Raw genomic sequence first — 16,899 nt, forward strand, 5'->3', positions numbered from 1 at the left:
ATGGAACGCGCGAATCCCTTGGAGGTAGGTACATGTCCGAGCCGCAGTCGGCTCACGACCGGCGCGACGCCGTCCCGCCGGCCCCCGCACGGCGCCTGCGCCCGGCGGAGCTGCTCTTCGAGCCCGCCCAGGCCCTCGCCGACGAGGAGCACTTCTTCGACCTGGAGTCGCTCGACGATCCCCGGGAGCTGCTGGCGCGCTCCACGGAGCTGGCGCTGGCCTTCCGCGCCGCCGCCGACCGGGCGACGGAGTACCAGGCGATAGCCGCTGCCCAGCTGGCGGATCCCCGGCGCTTCGACCGGCTGACGTATGCCGCGATCGCGGAGCAGTCGGGCTGGACCGAGGACTACGCGAAGAAGATGGTCGAGTTCGGGACACGTCTGCAGGAGCGGTGACCAGAACCAATGCCCTGAGCCGGTGATTGTGTCAAGCGACCACGGCCCTTTGGCATATGCGGGTTGCGCAAGGTACCGGACGACCGGCGTTCCTGTCCCGTATTCGTCCGATTAACATCGACGCAGTGCGAGCGGCCGGTACCTCTAGGTGTATGAGCGAATGGCAGTGGGAGACCTGGAGGCACCCGGACATCACCGTGGCCGGCGACCCGACGGACCCTGAACGGCAGTCGCACACCGCGTACGTCACCCCTGCGGGAGCCGCCTGGCTCGCCTCCGCCAGCGCTTTCCCGCGCAGCGTCCAGGCGCTGTGGAGCGCCCGCCCGACCGCGCCCAGCGTGCTGCCGTGCGGCACCGTGTTCGACGTGGTGAACCTCCCCGCGCTCTTCGGCCGCCGGGTGCTGGAGCAGTTATGGGCCGCGGGGCCCGGCAGCGGGCCGGTCGCCCTGCACCGCGGCCGGGTGCTGCTGCTGGTCGCCCCCGGGTCCGCCCAGCGGCTGCCGTCGCTGCTCGGCTGGGAGGAGTGGAGCCGCTCGGTGCCGCCGCTGATGTGCCACGGCCTGGGCGACGCGGTGACCGTGCCGCCGCTGTACGGCGACGAGTCCGGCCTGGACACCGAGGGCGGATCGTCGCGCTGGGTGGTGGCCCCCGACACCCGTCATCCCTGGCTCCCCGGCCCCGACGTGCTGCTGTGGGCCTGTATCCGCGCGGCCCGCGCCGCCGCCCGTACGACCGCTTCCGCGACGGTCCCCTCGGGCTCCCCGGCCTGAACGGGATATCGATTTTCACTCCGCCGGAAGCGGATGCTAATGTCTGTCTCGCAGCACGCGCCGCTAGCTCAGTTGGTTAGAGCAGCTGACTCTTAATCAGCGGGTCCGGGGTTCGAGTCCCTGGCGGCGCACCTACGGGAAACCGTTGACCTGGGCGTTCCTCCTTCGGGAGGGGCGCCTTTCGTCATGTACGGGGCCAGTGCGAGAGCGGCACGGGAGCAGTGCGAGAGCGGTACGGGAGCGGCCCGGCGCGGTAACAAGGCCAGGGAGAGACCGTCTCCAGGAGGCCCCGCATGCCGCTGCCGCACTACCGTCCCCCGGACGCGCCCGACGGCGCGCGCGAGGACGCGTGGCGTCCGCCGCCGCGCCGCGTCGGCCGGATGGCGGCGGGCATCCTCGCGGTCACGGTGGTGACCGGCGCCTGGCTGCTGCGCGACGGCACGCAGGAGCGGGAGCCGCCGCTGCCCACGGCGGCCGAGGCGGTGTCCGCGGCCGGGCGGCACCCGGACCCCGGCGGGCCGACGGAGTTCGCGCTGCCGCCGCGCGCGGTCCCGCTGACCGCCGCCGCCCCCGAACGGATCCGGGTCCCGGTCATCGGGGTCGACGCGCCCCTCATGCGGCTCGGACTCGACACCACCGGCCATCTGCAGACCCCGCCGGAGTCCGAGCGCGGGCTGGCCGGCTGGTACGCGGGCGGGGCCGCGCCCGGCGCTCCGGGCGCCGCCGTGCTGGCAGGACACGTGGACACCCGCGAGGGCCCCGCGGTCTTCTACGAGCTGGGCGGGCTGCACAAGGGCGACCGGATCGAGATCGACCGCGCGGACCGCCGTACCGCCGTGTTCACGGTCTACGGCATCGAGGTCTACGAGAAGCAGGACTTCCCCACCGACCGGGTCTACGGCGCGACGCCGGACGCCGAGCTGCGCGTGATCACCTGCGGCGGAGTGTTCAGCAAGGCGGCGGGATACCTGGGCAACGTCGTGGTCTACGCCCGGCTCACCGGCTCCACCGGACCGGCCTGAGGACCAGCCCGAGAACCGGCCAGCAGAACCAGCCCCAGAACCCGCGGACGAACCCGCCGACGGACCCGCCCGGCGCATCCTCCTGACGCACCGGCACCCCGTCGCCCACACCCCTTCAACCGGCGTGCCCACCCCCGGAACGGCCGGTTGGCCGAACCGGGGGCCACCACTGGCAGGTGAATGCAGTATGTCCTAGTTTAGGTATTTCTGATGTCATTTATGAATCTGCGCGTCACCGGGGAGGTCGCTGTGCGACAGCCGCTGGCCATGAGCGGGCCGATGGAGTGGCCGCTGACCAACGGCGCCGTGCCCTGGATCGTGCTCGTGATCGGCCTGCTGTCGCTCGGCTGGCTGCTCGTGGTCCGCCGCCGCTCCTGGTGGACCGTCACCGTCCCGCTGATCGCCCTCGGTACCGCCGTCGCGGTGTTCGTCGTGCAGTACCTGGAGGACAACTCCTGGCGGCTGATCGCCGATGAACTGCCGATCAGCGTCCTGGTGTGGATCGGGGTCGGAGTCTTCGGCGTCGCCCTGGCCGTGGCCCGCTGCTTCTGCACCCCGCACTGGCGGATCAGGCTGGCCGCGCTGCTGGCGGGCCTGCTCGTGCTGCTCGCCGCGTGCTCCCAAGTGAACGTGTTCTACGACCAGTACCCCCGGCTCCGCACCCTGGTGACCGCGCTGACCCGGCAGAGCACCGACCTCAGGACAGCCGGCGGCGGCAGGCAGAACGCCACCGTCCGCACCCCGGAAGGCGGCACGCTCGAATCGGTGTGGAAACCGCCGGCTGACATGCCCGGCAAGGGATCGCTGTCGAAGGTGAAGATCCCCGGCACCGTCTCCGGCTTCGACGCGCGCGACGCCTGGGTCTATCTGCCGCCCGCCTACCGGACCAGCCCGCGCGCGCTGCTCCCCGTCATCGTCCTGATGCCCGGTCAGCCCGGATCGCCGCAGGACTGGCTCGACTCCGGGCAGCTGGCCGAGACCATGGACGCGTACGCCGCCGAGCACCACGGTCTCGCGCCGGTCGCGGTCTCCGTCGACACCCTCCACTCGCCGCTGAACAACACCATCTGCGTGGACTCGAAACGCGGCAAGGTGCACACCTACCTCACCCAGGACGTACCGGCCTGGATCAGGGCCAACCTCCAGGTCGCGAGCGCACCCGCGTCCTGGGCCGCGGGCGGCTACTCGCTCGGCGGCACCTGCTCGCTGCAGCTGGCCGTCACCGCGCCGGAACTCTTCGGGTCGTTCGTCGACATCTCCGGGCAGCGCGAACCGACCCTGGGCGGCCACCAGCGCACCGTCGACGAGCTGTTCGGCGGCAGTTCGGCCGCCTACGACGCCATCAGCCCGCTGAAGATCATGCGGAAGAAGTCCTTCCCCGGCACCAACGGCCTGTTCATCGTCGGCTCCGCCGACGGCACCTTCGCGCCGCAGCAGCGGGACGCGTACGCGGCGGCCCGCAAGGCCGGGATGAACGTCACGTACAAGGAACTGCCGGGCGGCCACAGCTGGGCGGTCTGGCGGCCCGCCCTCGGCGTGGGGCTGGCCTGGCTCGGCGGCGTCACCCATCTGACCTCCCCATCCAGCGGCTGACGGGACTGCACCGATGACCGAAACGCAGGCGCGGGAACTCCCCGACGGCCCGGAGCCGACCGGGCCCAGTACGCCGAAGCCGCCCGGCCGGTGGCGGTCCTGGGCGGCCAACACCCGGCGCGGCGCCGGGCAGCTGCGGCACGCGCCCGTCACCGTGACCCTGATCGCCGCCCTGTGGATCACCGGCGCGGCCACCGGATCGCTGCGCAGGGGCCCGGACGACCAGCTGTTCGACGCCGTCGGCGTCGGCTGGGAGACCCTCGCCGAGGGCCACTGGTGGACCCCGCTCAGCTCCGGCCTGTGGTGCTCCAGCCTCGACATGTATCTGATCAGCACCGTGGCGCTCGCCGTGCTCGGCACCCTGGCGGAGCGCCGGATGGGCTCCGCGCGCACCGTGCTGGCGCTGGTGGCCGCCCAGGTGGCCGGCACCCTGCTGGGGGTGGGCCTGGCCAAGCTCGGCGACCTGGCCGGCGACGACTGGCTGGAACTGCTCTCCCTGCAGGCGGCGGTCGGCCCCACGGTCGCCGTGGCGGGGGTGGCCTTCACGGTGAGCGGGACGATGACGGCGCTGTGGCGGCGCCGGGTGCGCCTGCTGCTGGCCGCGGTCGTGCTGGTCCTCGCGCTGTACCTGGGCACCCTGCTGGACCTGCTGCAGGTCACCGGCGGGGTGATCGGCCTGGCCGTCGGGGCGGTGTTCTGGCACCGGCTGCCGCACCGCCGGCCGCACCGGCCGGCCGGTGCGTCGCACTCCGAGACCCGCGTGCTGGTCGGGCTGTTCATCGCCGCCGCCGCGATCGGCCCGGCGCTGACGATGCTCTCGCCCGACGCGCTCGGCCCGCTGGCCACCTTCCGCGATCTGCTCGTCACCTCGCACCCCGACGCCCAGGCCGTCCAGGACGCCTGCGCCGAATCGGTGCGGGCCTGCCACCAGATCCACGCCGAGGAACACTTCTACGACTCCCCCGCGATCCTGATGACGGTCATGCCCGCGCTGCTGCTGCTCGTCCTCGCCGAAGGACTGCGGCGCGGCCGGCGGCTGGCCTGGATCCTCGCCATCGTGGTCAATCTGGCGCTGATGGCGATCGTTCTCTACGAGATGGTGGACTTCCTCGGTTCGCTGGACCTCAGCACCCCGGAGGGCCGGGACGACCGGAGCTGGCTGATCCGCGCCTGCATCGAGCAGATCCTGCTGCCCGCCGCCTCGATCGTCCTGCTGGTCGTCACCCGGAGCCGCTTCCAACTGCGGCTGCCGCGCAGCTCGGTCCGCAGGCTCGCCCTGGTCGTCGGCGGCAGCGTGCTGGCCGTCGCCGCCGTGTACGTGGGCACCGCCTACGCGATCCGCGATCAGTTCTACCCGGTCGCCACCGTCTCCTTCCTGTGCCAGGGGCTCGTCTCCGTCTTCCTGCCGCCCATCTACAGCGACCTCGCCGACCAGGGCCCCATCCCGGTCGGCTCGGGCGCCCACTGGCTGTACGAGTACTGCGGTCTGGTGCCCTGGCTGGTCGCGCTCGTCTCGCTGCTGGTGGTCTTCCGCAGCAACCGGCTGCGGTCCTCCGACGAGCAGGCCCGGCGGGCCCGTTCGATCCTCACCGAGCACGGCGGCTCCACGCTCTCGTACCTGTCCACCTGGCAGGGCAACCACTACTGGACGTCCCCCGGCGGCGACGCGGGCGTCGCGTACCGGGTGCTCTCCACCATCGCGCTGACCACCGGCGACCCCTTCGGGGAGCGGTCGGCCCGGGAGCGCGCGGTGGGCGAGTTCGCCGCGTTCTGCGACGCGCGCGGCTGGTCACCGTGCTTCTACAGCGTCAACGAGGAGTCCCGGCAGGCCGCCGAGGCGCTCGGCTGGAAGTCCCTGCAGGTCGCCGAGGACACCGTCGTACCGCTGGCCGGCCTGGAGTTCAAGGGCAAGAAGTGGCAGGACGTCCGCACCGCGCTCAACAAGGCGGGCAAGGCCGGCATCACCGCCGAGTGGTGGCGCTTCCCGGACGCGCCGCTGGCGCTCACCGAGCAGATCCGGGCCATCTCCGAGGAGTGGGTCGCCGACAAGGGGCTGCCCGAGATGGGCTTCACCCTCGGCGGCCTCGACGAACTCGACGACCCCGAGGTGCGCTGTCTGATCGCGCTGGACGCCGACCGGACCGTCCACGGCATCACCAGCTGGATGCCGGTCTACCGGGACGGCGAGCCGATCGGCTGGACGCTGGACTTCATGCGGCGCCGCTCCACCGGCTTCCGCGGCGTCATGGAGTTCCTGATCGCCTCCTCCGCGCTCGGACTGAAGGAGGAGGGCGCGGAGTTCATCAGCCTGTCGGGGGCGCCGATGGCGCGGGTGGACCGCGGCGAGGCCCCGGCGCCACTGCAGCGGCTGGTCGATGTGTCGGGGCGACTACTGGAACCGGTGTACGGTTTCCGTTCATTGCTCGCGTTCAAGGCAAAATTCCAGCCCGACTACCACCCTATGTACATGTGCTACCCCGATCCGGCCGCTCTGCCGACCATCACCCGGGCCATCGGCAAGGCCTACCTTCCGCACATGACGGCGGCTCAGGGCGTACGGCTGGTCCGCCAGCTGTCCGGCTCCTGAGCCGGGGTCCGAATCCGGATTGAGGTGACGCCATGTGGGACTGGCTGGCCGACGCCTACCGGTCGCGGATCGTCGACAACGGTCGCGAACCGCTGTTCCTGCTGCTCGTCGGGTTGATCGGCTCGTTCCTCTTCATCCGCTTCAGCGTGCGGATGATCCGGCGCGGGGTGAGCTGGTGGCCGGGGAACGTCAACCCGGGCGGCCTGCACATCCACCATGTCGTCTTCGGCCAGGCCATGATGCTCATCGGCGGCATCGGCTCCTTCGCCGTACGCGGCGGGGTCCTCGCGCACAACCTGCTGGCCGTGCTGTTCGGCATCGGCTGCGGGCTGGTGCTCGACGAGTTCGCCCTCGTCCTGCACCTGGAGGACGTCTACTGGAGCGAGCAGGGCCGCAAGTCCGTGGACGCGGTGATCCTCGCCGTCGCGGTGATCGGTCTGCTGCTCATCGGGGAGGCCCCGCTGGGCGGCTTCGTCGGCGGGATCAACGGTGAACAGATCGGTGTCGCGGCGGTCCTGCTGGGCTTCGTGGTCATCTGCCTGATCAAGGGCAAGGTGTGGACGGGGCTGATCGGCGTGATGATGCCGCCGGTCGCGATCATCGGGGCGCTGCGGCTGGCCCGCCCGGCCAGCCCCTGGTCCCGCTGGCGCTACCACTCCCGGCCCCGGCGGCTGGCCCGCTCCGAGCGCCGCGAGGACCGCGTCCACCGGCGGCTGGTCGCGTTCAAGACCAGGCTGATGGACGCGGTCGCGGGCGCCCCGCACCTGAAGTCGAAGTCCGAGAGCGCCCCCGTGCCGCGCCCGACGCTCGTCGACATCCCGCCGTCCCGGATCGAGGTGTGGCTGCGGCCGCTGCAGCAGCCGGGCGCGGCGGTCGCCGTCTGGTACCTGCGGGCCGCCGCCGTGGTGAACGTCCTGACCGGGCTGATCGCGCCGTTCCGCGAACGGGTGCACCGGGCCACCGACGGGGAGTTCTTCACCGCCTTCCTGCTGAGCCCGGGCTTCACCGGCGCCGTCCTGGCCTTCCTGCTCGCGGTGACGCTGCGCCGCCGCAAGCGCGCGTCCTGGATCGTCGCCGTCACGCTGGTCTGGGGATATCTGGCGCTGTGCCTGCTGGCGCTGGATCTGCTCCCGGAGGCCCGCGCGCACCCCTTCAACTGGATCTCCCTCGGCCTCACCCTGCTGCTGGCACTCGCGCTGGCGGTGTCCCGCCGGGCGTTCAACGTGCGGGGCGAGCGCGGCAACGTCGCCCTCGGACTGGTGTCGCTGCTGATCGGCAGCGTCGTCACGGTGGGCCTGGGCACCGTCCTGGTGCACGCGACCGACGCCCCGCCGCCGGCGAGCTGGCGTGCCTGCCTGCACTACGCCGTGCTGCGCGTGCTGACCGTCTCCAGCCTGTTCGACCTGCCCGAGATCACCGTGCCCGCCTGGACCGACCTCGCCATCAACCTGCTGAGCGTCACGCTGATGCTGATGGTGCTGCTCGCGTTCTTCCGCTCCCCGCGCGGCCGCGCCCGGCTCCAGCCGGCGGACGAACAGCGGCTGCGCGATCTGCTCGCCACGCACGGCGAACACGATCCGGTCGGGTACTTCGCCCTGCGCCGCGACAAGTCGGTGAGCTGGTCGCCCGGCGGCCGGGCCGCCGTGCTGTACCGGGTGGTGAACGGGGTCGCGCTGGCCTCCGGCGATCCGATCGGGGACCGCGAGGAGTGGCCGGCGGCGATCGACGGCTGGCTGGCCGACGCCCGCCGGCACGCCTGGATCCCGGGGGTCACCGGGGCCGGCGGGGGGGCCGCGGCGGTCTACGAACGGGCCGGGCTGAAGTCGCTGGACTTCGGCGACGAGGCGGTGGTCGACGTCGCCGCGTTCGCCGGAACCTACCTGGGCACGTCAGCGGAAGGCGGTGCGGCGCTGCGCCCGCTGCGCGAGGCCCACGGGCTGATCCGCGACGCCGGCTACACCGCCGTCGTACGCCGCCACCGCGACATCCCCCGCGACGAGATGGCCGATCTGGCCCATCTCGCCGACGCCTGGCGGCGGCACGCCAGCGAGCGCGGCTTCTCGGTGGCCCTGGGCCGGCTGGGCGACCCCGCGGACGGCGAGTGCGTGATGGTGGAGTGCCGCGACCCGCAGGGACGCACATCGGCGCTGCTGAGCTTCGTGCCGTGGGGCCGGCGCGGCCTCTGCCTCGACCTGATGCGCCGCGACCGCGAGTCCGGCAGCGCGCTGATCGACTACCTGATCACCGAACTGCTGCTGCTGGCCCGGGCGGACGCCGAGCCCGTGCGCGGCGTCGAGCGGGTGTCCCTCAACTTCGCGGTCTTCCGCTCGGTCTTCGAGGAGGACGGCAAGGCCGGTGCGGGTCCGCTGCTGCGGCTGTGGCGCAAGGTCCTCCGGCTGCTCTCCCGCCGCTGGCACCTGGAGGCCCGCTACCGCTCCTACGCCGCCTACCTGCCGGAGTGGCGCCCGCGCCACCTGCTGTACGAGCGGTCCGCCGAGCTGCCCCGTATCGCCACCGCCACCGCCATGGCCGAGGGCTTCCTGACGGCGCCGCGGCTGCCGCGGCTGGGCGGGGCGCCGTACCCGGCGGCGCCCGCGACGGCGCTGGGTTCCGAACCGGACGGTACCGGGCCGGATTCCACGCCGGATTCCACGCCGGACGATTCGGCTCCCGGCCCGCGCTGAGGCGGGCCGGGTGCGGGGCGCCGGCCGGACCCGTTTCACCCGACCGGCCGTGGCACCAGCATCCGTTCCCAACGTGTCCCGACCCGCTCCCTGACCTGCGCCTGCCGCGTCGGCCCCGGTCGTCCGTTGGTCCGTTCGGAGTAGTCCTGAGCGATCGTCAACAGGCACCGGGAGCGCCGTCCGGGTGTCCTCGGAGGGTGGGCGGACTCCTGTCCGCCCCGCGGAACACCGTCCGTGACCCCGCCCTGGGAGAAACCCGATGCGCTCACAGCACCTACTCGCCGGCTCCGCCCTTGCCGCGGTCATCGCGCTGAGCGCGGTGGGAGCCGCGTCAGCCGTCTCGACCGAGCCCATCGCCCCCGTCGAGTCCGCGGAGCCCTCGGCACCCGCCGACCTCTCCTCCCCCGACGTGCCCACCGACCTGGCCTCGCCCGACGTGCCCAGCGAGCTCTCCTCGCCCGCCGTGCCCCTCACGCCGGTGGGGCCGGCCAATCCCGTCATCGTCCAGCCGGACCCGGTGGCCCCCGGCGGCCAGTTCTCCGTCTTCGACGGCGGCAACTGCAGCGGCACGAGCGGCGTCGCCACGTTCAGGTCCGCCTCCGGCGGCTCGGCCATCCCTTCGGTCAACCTCTCCACGCTCAGCAACCAGGTCGGCGGGGTCGGTACGGTCCCGGAGGGCACCGAGCCGGGCCAGTACGAGGTCTCGGTGTCCTGCCAGAAGGCCACCACCGGCAAGCAGGGCCCGTTCACCGGCACCCTCACCGTCTCGTCCCGCACGCCCAAGGGCGGTGTGCAGACCGGCCTCGGCGGCGGCATCGGCATGGATCCGGCCGAGACCGCGCTGGGCGCGGCACTGGTGGCCGCGGCTCTCACGGGCACGATCGTCCTGGGACGCCGACGGGCCCGCGGCAGCGACAGCTGAGCGGTGGCGCGGGCTGCTCGCGGTCGGTCGATCGGTCCGTCGGTCGTCAGTCGGTCAGTCGGTCAGTCGCAGACGGTGGCCGCCGCGGGCAGCCTGCCCTCCAGCAGGAAACCGTCGACGGCTTCCGTCACGCAGGTGCTGTGCGCGAAGTAGGCACCGTGGCCCTGTCCGTTGAACGTCAGGACCGGGCTCCCGTTGCCCAGCGCGTCGCTCATCCGCCGGGCGTTCGCGTACGGCGTCGCCGGGTCGCCCTTCGTGGACACCAGCAGCGCCTTGGGGGCATCCACCGCCCTGACGTCGCGTGAGGTGTTGTCCCCGGCGGACGGCCAGCCGGCGCAGGCCAGCATCGAATCGGCGATGGCCCGGCCGAACACCGGCGACGCGGCGGCGAACGCCGCCCCGGCCGCCGCCACCTGACCGGCCGTGTAGCGGTCGGAGGTGTCCCGGCAGTCCACGGCCAGCTTCGCCACCGCGTAGTTGGTCCGCCCCGGATCGCTCCCGTCGGACGGGTTCCGCCGCCGGACGTCCGAGCCCCCGTCCTGCGCGAGCAGCAGCAACGGCTCGCCGTCGCCGGCCCGCAGGGCGGCGAGTGCCTCGCTCAGCACCGGCCAGGAGTCCGCGCTGTACAGGGCCGTCTGCAGCGCCGCCAGGTACTCGTCCTGGCCGAGGTCCCCGACGGCGGTCCGCAGCGGGTCGTGCGCGAGCCGCTCGCTCCGGTCCGCCAGTCCTGCCATCCGTGCGCGCTGGTCGGCCCCCTCGATCGGGCACGCCTTCCCCTGCGCCGCGCAGTCCTTGACGAACGCCTCCAGCGCGCGCTGGAACGCGGCCGCCTGACCGAGCGCCACCCGCTCGCTGTCGGACGCCGGATCCTCCACCCCGTCCAGCACCAGCCGTCCCGCGCGGTCGGGGAACTGGTGCGCGTACACCGCGCCCAGCTTGGTCCCGTACGAGAAGCCCAGGTAGTCGAGCTTCTCGTCACCCAGCGCCGCCCGCATGACGTCCAGATCGCGCGACACGTTCGTCGTCCCGATCCACGGCAGGATCCTGCCGGAGCGCTGCCCGCACTGCCCGGCGAGCCGCCGGACCTGCTCGATCAGCTCCCCCTCCGCGGGCGGCGGCTCACCGCAGTCCACCGGCACACTGCGGCCCACCCCGCGCGGATCGAACCCGATCAGGTCGTACCGGGTGTTGAGGACCGCCAGGTCCGTACCGGCCCGGCCCGCGAGCGTGTCGATCCCGGAGACCCCGGGGCCGCCGAAGTTCACCGGCAGGGAGCCGATGCGGTCACCGGGGCCGGTGGCGGGGTAGCGCGACAGCGCGATGTCGGCGGTGCCGCGGGAGGGCGTCGCGTAGTCCAGCGGCACCACGATGCTGCCGCACTGCATGCCGTCGGCCGCGCATGCGGACCAGGTGATCCGCTGCGCGTAGAACCGCGTCAGATCCGGCTGCGCCGGGCCTCCGACCAGCACCAACGCCGTCGTCGACCCCACCGCCAACCACAACCCGAGCCCCATCCCGCCAACCTAAACGCCCCCACGGGCCCCCGCACGCCGGGCGAAGGCAGACCCGAACGCCAGCCCGGCGCCTGAGGCCCACCCCCAGCCCGCCCGGCGCTTGAAGGCCGTTCCCCTCCCCCGGTCCGCCCGGCGCTTGAGGCCACCCCCAACCTGCCCGCGCCTGACACCCTCCCCAGCCCGCCCCGCGCTTGAAGACCGTTCCCCACCCCCAGCCCGGCCGGCGCTTGAGGCCACCCCCAGCCCGCCCGGCGTTTGAGGGCACAGGGCGGGCGGGTGGGGGAAGCCCGGTGCCGGACCGGGCTCCGGTGGGGGCTCCGGCGGCGGCGTCCCGGTTGCGGAAAGCCGGGGGACGACCAGCATGGTCGTATGGAGGAACCCCGCTGGAAGCGCTCGGTACCGGGGTGGTTCGGGGAGTTCTTCGCCTCACTCGCCATCTTCTGCGCCGTCCTCGCCGTAGTCGGCCCCCTGCACCGTCTCCTCGAACCCGTGCGCCGCTGGGTGGAGATCCTGACGGTGCCGGCGTCCGCGAACCTCGCCTACGCGGCGTTCCTGATGCTGCTCGCCGGCGCGCTGGCCGCGCGCAAGCGGGTGGCGTACTGGATCGTCGTGGTGTTCCTCGGGCTGACGGTCCTGGCGAACGTGGTGCTGATCGTCTTCTCGGAGTGGAGCGCCATCCCGGCGCTGGCCATCACCGGCGCCGCGCTCGCCGCGCTGGTGCTGGCGCGCGGCGAGTTCTCCGCGCGGGTGCGCAAGGGCGCGTTCTGGCGGGCGCTGCTGGTGCTGCTGGTGGGCCTGGTGATCGGCGTCCTGGCCGGCTGGGCGCTGCTGTCGGTGTTCCCCGGCACGCTGGTCGGGAAGGACCGGCTGCGGTGGGCGGTCAACCGGGTGGTCGGTGGCGTCAACGACCTGCCGGCCGGCATCGGTCATCCGCCCTTCTGGACCAACTTCTGGCTCGGTCTGTTCGGCGCGCTCGCGCTGCTCGCCGCCGCCGCCACGCTGTTCCGCTCGCAGAAGGTCGAAGCGGCGCTGCACGGCGACGACGAGCCGCGGATCCGCGCCCTGCTGGCGAAGTACGGGGAGCAGGACTCGCTCGGCTACTTCGCCACCCGGCGGGACAAGTCGGTGGTCTTCTCGCCCAGCGGGAAGGCCGCCGTCACCTTCCGCGTCGAGGTGGGCGTCTGTCTGGCCAGTGGCGATCCGCTGGGTGACACCGAGGCGTGGGGGCCCGCCATCGAGGCGTGGCTGGAGCACGCGGCGCAGTACGGCTGGGTGCCGGCGGTGATGGGCGCGGGCGAGGAGGGCGCGAAGGCGTACTCCCGGGCCGGGCTCGGTGCGCTGGAACTGGGCGACGAGGCGGTGCTGGAGGTCGGTGGCTTCGATCTGGGGGGCCGCGAGATGCGTGGCACCCGGCAGGCCGTCAACCGGGTGCGGCGCACCGGTGCGACGAGCCGGATCCGCCGGCACCGCGAGCTGTCGCCTGACGAGTTGCACGAGGTCGTGGCACGGGCGGACGCCTGGCGCGGCACCGATACCGAGCGCGGGTTCTCGATGGCGCTGGGCCGGCTCGGCGACCCGGCGGACGGCGACTGCCTGCTCGTCGAGGCGCTGGACGACGCGGGACAGGTCATCGCGCTGCTGTCGTTCGCGCCCTGGGGCCGGGCCGGGGTCTCGCTGGACGTGATGCGGCGCGATCCCGCCGCCCCCAACGGGATCATGGAGTTCATGGTGACGGAGCTGGCGGCGCAGTCGCCCCGGCTCGGCATCCGGCAGATCTCGCTGAACTTCGCGGTCTTCCGCTCGGTCTTCGAGGAGGGCGCGAGGATCGGCGCGGGCCCGGTGCTGCGGCTGTGGCGGCGGCTGTTGCTCTTCTTCTCCCGGTGGTGGCAGCTGGAGGCCCTGTACCGGTCGAACGTGAAGTACCAGCCGGAGTGGTATCCGCGCTTCCTCTGCTACTCCGAGGCGAAGGACCTGGCCCGTATCGGTCTGGCGTCCGGAATCGCCGAAGGCTTCGTGGAGATGCCGCGGCTGCGCTTCTGGCGGGACCGGAACGTGGGGCAGGGACCGGCCGCGCTGCCCGCGTTCGTCGAACTGGAGGAGGCCTCGGCGGCCGCCGCCGACCTGTCGGCGGCAGCGGCGGGACCGGGCCGGACTGCCGGCTCCGGGCGCCCGGAGCAGGTACGCGTCAGGCTGCGGAAGCTGGAGCGGCTGCGGGACGCCGAGACCGACCCGTACCCGCCCGGCATCGTGCCCACGCACACCCTGGCGGCCGCGGCGGCGGCGCCCGCCGGCACCGAAGTACGGCTGTCCGGACGGGTGTTGCGGTTGCGCGACCACGGCGGCGTGGTCTTCGTGACGCTGCGGGACTGGTCGGGCGATCTGCAGATCCTGCTGGGCCGTGACCACTTCACCGCCGAGGGGATGCGGGCGTTCGGCTCCGACGTCGACCTGGGCGACCTGCTGGACTTCGATGCCGTGATGGGCGCGAGCCGGACCGGCGAGGTGACCGCCGACGCGTCCACCTGGCGGCTGAGCGCCAAGTGCCTGCACCCGCTGCCCGACAAGCGGCGCGGCCTGACCGACCCGGAGGCCCGGGTCCGGCAGCGCTATCTCGACCTGGTGGTCCGGCCCGAGGCCCGCGACGTGCTGCGGGCCCGCAGCGCCGCGGTGCACTCGGTGCGCGAGTCACTGGTGGCCCGCGGCTATCTGGAGGTCGAGACGCCGATGCTGCAGCCGGTGCACGGCGGCGCCAACGCCCGCCCGTTCACCACCCACATCAACGCCTACGACCTGGACCTGTATCTGCGCATCGCCCCGGAGCTGTATCTCAAACGGCTCTGCGTCGGCGGTGTCGAGAAGGTCTTCGAGCTCGGCCGCACCTTCCGCAACGAGGGCGTGTCGTACAAGCACAACCCCGAGTTCACGATGCTGGAGGCGTACCAGGCCTACGCCGACTACGACTCGATGCTCGACCTGACCCGCGAACTGATCCAGCAGGCCGCGACCGCCGCCAACGGCTCGCAGACCGCCCGCCGGGACGGCGGCGACGTCGACCTGTCCGGGCTGTGGCCGGTGCGGACCGTCAACGACGCGATCTCGCAGGCGCTCGGCGAGGAGGTCACCGCCGACACCCCGCCCGACGTGCTGCGGCGGCTCTGCGACCGCGCGGGCGTCCCGCACACCCCTGCCGACGGGCGCGGCGACATCGTGCTGGAGATGTACGAGCGGCTGGTCGAGGAGCGCACCACCGTCCCGACGTTCTACAAGGACTTCCCGCTGGACGTCTCCCCGCTCACCCGGCAGCACCGCGTCGACCCCCGGCTCGCGGAACGCTGGGACCTGGTCGCGTACGGCACCGAGCTGGGCACCGCCTACACGGAGCTCACCGACCCGGTCGAGCAGCGCCGCCGGCTCACCGAGCAGTCGCTGCTCGCGGCGGGCGGCGACCCCGAGGCGATGGAACTCGACGAGGACTTCCTGACCGCCCTGGAGTACGCGATGCCGCCGACCGGGGGGCTGGGCATCGGCGTCGACCGCCTGGTGATGTTCCTTACCGGCCGGTCGATCCGCGAAACCCTGCCGTTCCCCCTGGTCCGCCGCCGCTGATCTGCGGATATACCGGCCCTAGGGGGATACGGGACGGCCGGACATTGGCCGAACGGACGAGGGCGCCGGCCGGGGGCTGCCCTTACGGTGGGAGCACGGGACGTACGGAGGGCCGGTCCGGAGCGGACCGGCCCTCCGACGACACGAACTAGCGAGTGGGTCGCTCTACCGATGAGCTACGGCCCCGTGCGTGGAGCCGGCTGGATTCGAACCAACTTCTCCCCACTCTTCAAAAATCATAACAACCACCCCATTTTCCGCAATTCGGACAACGCGGTACGGGGCCTGGCATCGATGGAGGTACAACCGTGGCGCTGAGCAGCGCGAAGAAGACGACCGCCACCGCTCTGGGGATGACGCTCGCCGGCGCCGCCCTGGCGGCCTGCGGCGCCCAGCAGGGCGCCCAGCAGGGCGCCCGCACGGCGCCCGTCTCCGCCCCGTCGCCTGCTCCGTCCTCCGCCACGATCCCCCATCAGACCCGGACGGGCACCCCACCCGCCCCGTCCTCGCGGCCCGCGTCACCGCCCGCCTCGTCCTCGCCGACCACCCCGACCGACGACGCGCCCGGCGGCACCCGCGTGAGCCGGGAGATACAACACGGCCTGGAGAACGGCGGCAAGGCGGTGGCCCTGACCTTCGACGACGGCCCCGACCCGCGCTGGACGCCGCAGATACTGGCGCTGCTCGCCCGGCACCACGCGAAGGCCACCTTCTGCGAGATCGGCCCGAACGCCCAGGCCCACCCCGCCGTCGTCCGGCAGATCACCGCGGCCGGGCACCGGCTGTGCGACCACTCGGTGCACCACGACGAGCACCAGAGCGCCAAGTCCGCCGACTACAACACGCACGAGATCCTGGACGCGCGCCAGGAGATCGCCACCGCGGCCGGCCCCGGCGCCGAAGTGCCGTACTACCGGGCGCCCGGCGGCGACTTCAAGCCATGGATACGGGAGATAGCCGCCGGCCACGGAATGCGCCCGCTGGGCTGGACCTCCGACTCCGACGACTGGAAGCGCCCCGGTACGGCCGCGATCATGCGCCACATCAACGCCAACCTCAGGCCCGGCGCGATCGTGCTGATGCACGACGGCGGCGGCGACCGCACCCAGACGGTGCAGGCGCTGTCCCGGCTGCTGGACCAGCTCGACGCGCAGCACTACACGTACAGCTTCCCCGGGCGCTGACAGCTTCCCCGGCCGCTGACCTTCCCGCCGACCGTCCCGCTGACCTTCCCGCTGCGTTCCCGCCGACGTTCCCCGCCGGGGACCCGGGGGCGCGGTAGCGTTCGAGAGGCGTTTCCCGCTCTCTCTTGGAGGCTTGTGACCATGGCAACCACCCGCACCGCGACCACCCAGTGGAAGGGCGCCCTCCTCGACGGCTCCGGCACCGTCTCCCTCGACACCTCCGGTGTCGGCACCTACGAGGTCTCCTGGGCCTCGCGCGCCGAGGTGGCCAACGGCAAGACGAGCCCCGAGGAGCTCATCGCGGCCGCGCACTCGTCCTGCTTCTCGATGGCCTTCTCGCACGCCCTCGCCGGCGCGGGCACTCCGGCGGAGCTGCTCCAGACGCAGGCCGACGTCACCTTCCAGCCGGGCGAGGGCATCACCGGCATCGTCCTGTCCGTGAAGGGCACCGTGCCGGGCATCACCGCCGAGGCGTTCGAAGCCCTCGCCCAGGACGCGAAGGCCAACTGCCCGGTCAGCCAGGCCCTCGCCGCGGTGAAGAACATCACCCTCAAGGCCGAACTCCTCGCCTGACACCGGCTCTCCGCCCGGACCCGCCCCGGCGCGGTGCGCCGGCTCTCCC

The 16,899-nt window shown here is 72.8% G+C and carries 11 protein-coding genes and 1 tRNA gene; 11 read left to right on the forward strand and 1 reads right to left on the reverse strand.

Features of this window, described 5'->3' with window-relative positions; all coding sequences use genetic code 11:
- Window positions 1–32 precede the first annotated feature (32 nt).
- The 8 genes from LNW72_RS15830 to LNW72_RS15865 all read left to right on the forward strand — a co-directional run bounded on the left by LNW72_RS15830 (window position 33) and on the right by LNW72_RS15865 (window position 9,973).
- The gene (locus LNW72_RS15830) at window positions 33–395 is read left to right on the forward strand and encodes a hypothetical protein (RefSeq protein ID WP_250976009.1); all 363 of its coding nucleotides are present in this window, start codon (window positions 33–35) and stop codon (window positions 393–395) included.
- 152 nt (window positions 396–547) lie between these two features.
- Window positions 548–1,165 (forward strand): bifunctional DNA primase/polymerase, encoded by a 618-nt coding sequence (locus tag LNW72_RS15835; RefSeq protein WP_250976010.1) that lies wholly within the window; start codon window positions 548–550, stop codon window positions 1,163–1,165.
- Between the two features lie 57 nt (window positions 1,166–1,222).
- Window positions 1,223–1,296, forward strand: a tRNA-Lys gene (locus tag LNW72_RS15840).
- A 249-nt stretch (window positions 1,297–1,545) separates the two neighbouring features.
- Window positions 1,546–2,187: a class F sortase gene (locus tag LNW72_RS15845; RefSeq protein ID WP_250980174.1), complete on the forward strand. Its 642-nt coding sequence runs from the start codon at window positions 1,546–1,548 to the stop codon at window positions 2,185–2,187.
- Between the two features lie 210 nt (window positions 2,188–2,397).
- The gene (locus tag LNW72_RS15850; RefSeq protein WP_250976011.1) at window positions 2,398–3,780 is read left to right on the forward strand and encodes an esterase family protein; all 1,383 of its coding nucleotides are present in this window, start codon (window positions 2,398–2,400) and stop codon (window positions 3,778–3,780) included.
- 13 nt (window positions 3,781–3,793) lie between these two features.
- Entirely contained in the window at window positions 3,794–6,367 is a 2,574-nt protein-coding gene (locus LNW72_RS15855) for a DUF2156 domain-containing protein (protein WP_250976012.1), read from the forward strand.
- A gap of 32 nt (window positions 6,368–6,399) precedes the next feature.
- Window positions 6,400–9,051, forward strand: a complete 2,652-nt coding sequence (locus tag LNW72_RS15860; protein WP_250976013.1) for a phosphatidylglycerol lysyltransferase domain-containing protein — start codon at window positions 6,400–6,402, stop codon at window positions 9,049–9,051.
- Window positions 9,052–9,310: 259 nt separating this feature from the next.
- A complete protein-coding gene (locus tag LNW72_RS15865) occupies window positions 9,311–9,973 on the forward strand; it encodes a hypothetical protein (protein WP_250976014.1) in 663 nt (220 codons plus the stop codon).
- Between the two features lie 62 nt (window positions 9,974–10,035).
- Here LNW72_RS15865 and LNW72_RS15870 read toward each other — a convergent pair whose 3' ends face one another.
- Window positions 10,036–11,487 carry an alpha/beta hydrolase gene (locus LNW72_RS15870; RefSeq protein ID WP_250976015.1) on the reverse strand — a complete coding sequence of 484 codons (1,452 nt, stop codon included), beginning with the start codon at window positions 11,485–11,487 and terminating at the stop codon, window positions 10,036–10,038.
- 369 nt (window positions 11,488–11,856) lie between these two features.
- On the opposite strand from LNW72_RS15870, the gene lysX reads away from it, so the two are divergent.
- From lysX to LNW72_RS15885, 3 genes are all read left to right on the forward strand, one after another.
- Entirely contained in the window at window positions 11,857–15,093 is a 3,237-nt protein-coding gene (lysX, locus tag LNW72_RS15875) for a bifunctional lysylphosphatidylglycerol synthetase/lysine--tRNA ligase LysX (protein WP_250976016.1), read from the forward strand.
- A 308-nt stretch (window positions 15,094–15,401) separates the two neighbouring features.
- Window positions 15,402–16,277: a polysaccharide deacetylase family protein gene (locus tag LNW72_RS15880; RefSeq protein ID WP_250976017.1), complete on the forward strand. Its 876-nt coding sequence runs from the start codon at window positions 15,402–15,404 to the stop codon at window positions 16,275–16,277.
- Between the two features lie 141 nt (window positions 16,278–16,418).
- Entirely contained in the window at window positions 16,419–16,850 is a 432-nt protein-coding gene (locus LNW72_RS15885; RefSeq protein ID WP_250976018.1) for an OsmC family peroxiredoxin, read from the forward strand.
- The last annotated feature ends 49 nt before the right edge of the window (window positions 16,851–16,899 follow it).

This window comes from Streptomyces sp. RKAG293, from assembly GCF_023701745.1.
Taxonomy (GTDB): Bacteria; Actinomycetota; Actinomycetes; order Streptomycetales; family Streptomycetaceae; genus Actinacidiphila.

Bases quoted from the DNA above. Each gene is read 5' to 3' on its own strand.
- LNW72_RS15830 (WP_250976009.1), top strand. From the start codon at position 33: ATGTCCGAGCCGCAGTCGGCTCACGACCGGCGCGACGCCGTCCCGCCG.
- LNW72_RS15835 (WP_250976010.1), top strand. From the start codon at position 548: ATGAGCGAATGGCAGTGGGAGACCTGGAGGCACCCGGACATCACCGTG.
- LNW72_RS15845 (WP_250980174.1), top strand. From the start codon at position 1,546: ATGGCGGCGGGCATCCTCGCGGTCACGGTGGTGACCGGCGCCTGGCTG.
- LNW72_RS15850 (WP_250976011.1), top strand. From the start codon at position 2,398: ATGTCATTTATGAATCTGCGCGTCACCGGGGAGGTCGCTGTGCGACAG.
- LNW72_RS15855 (WP_250976012.1), top strand. From the start codon at position 3,794: ATGACCGAAACGCAGGCGCGGGAACTCCCCGACGGCCCGGAGCCGACC.
- LNW72_RS15860 (WP_250976013.1), top strand. From the start codon at position 6,400: ATGTGGGACTGGCTGGCCGACGCCTACCGGTCGCGGATCGTCGACAAC.
- LNW72_RS15865 (WP_250976014.1), top strand. From the start codon at position 9,311: ATGCGCTCACAGCACCTACTCGCCGGCTCCGCCCTTGCCGCGGTCATC.
- LNW72_RS15870 (WP_250976015.1), bottom strand. From the start codon at position 11,487: ATGGGGCTCGGGTTGTGGTTGGCGGTGGGGTCGACGACGGCGTTGGTG.
- lysX (WP_250976016.1), top strand. From the start codon at position 11,857: ATGGAGGAACCCCGCTGGAAGCGCTCGGTACCGGGGTGGTTCGGGGAG.
- LNW72_RS15885 (WP_250976018.1), top strand. From the start codon at position 16,419: ATGGCAACCACCCGCACCGCGACCACCCAGTGGAAGGGCGCCCTCCTC.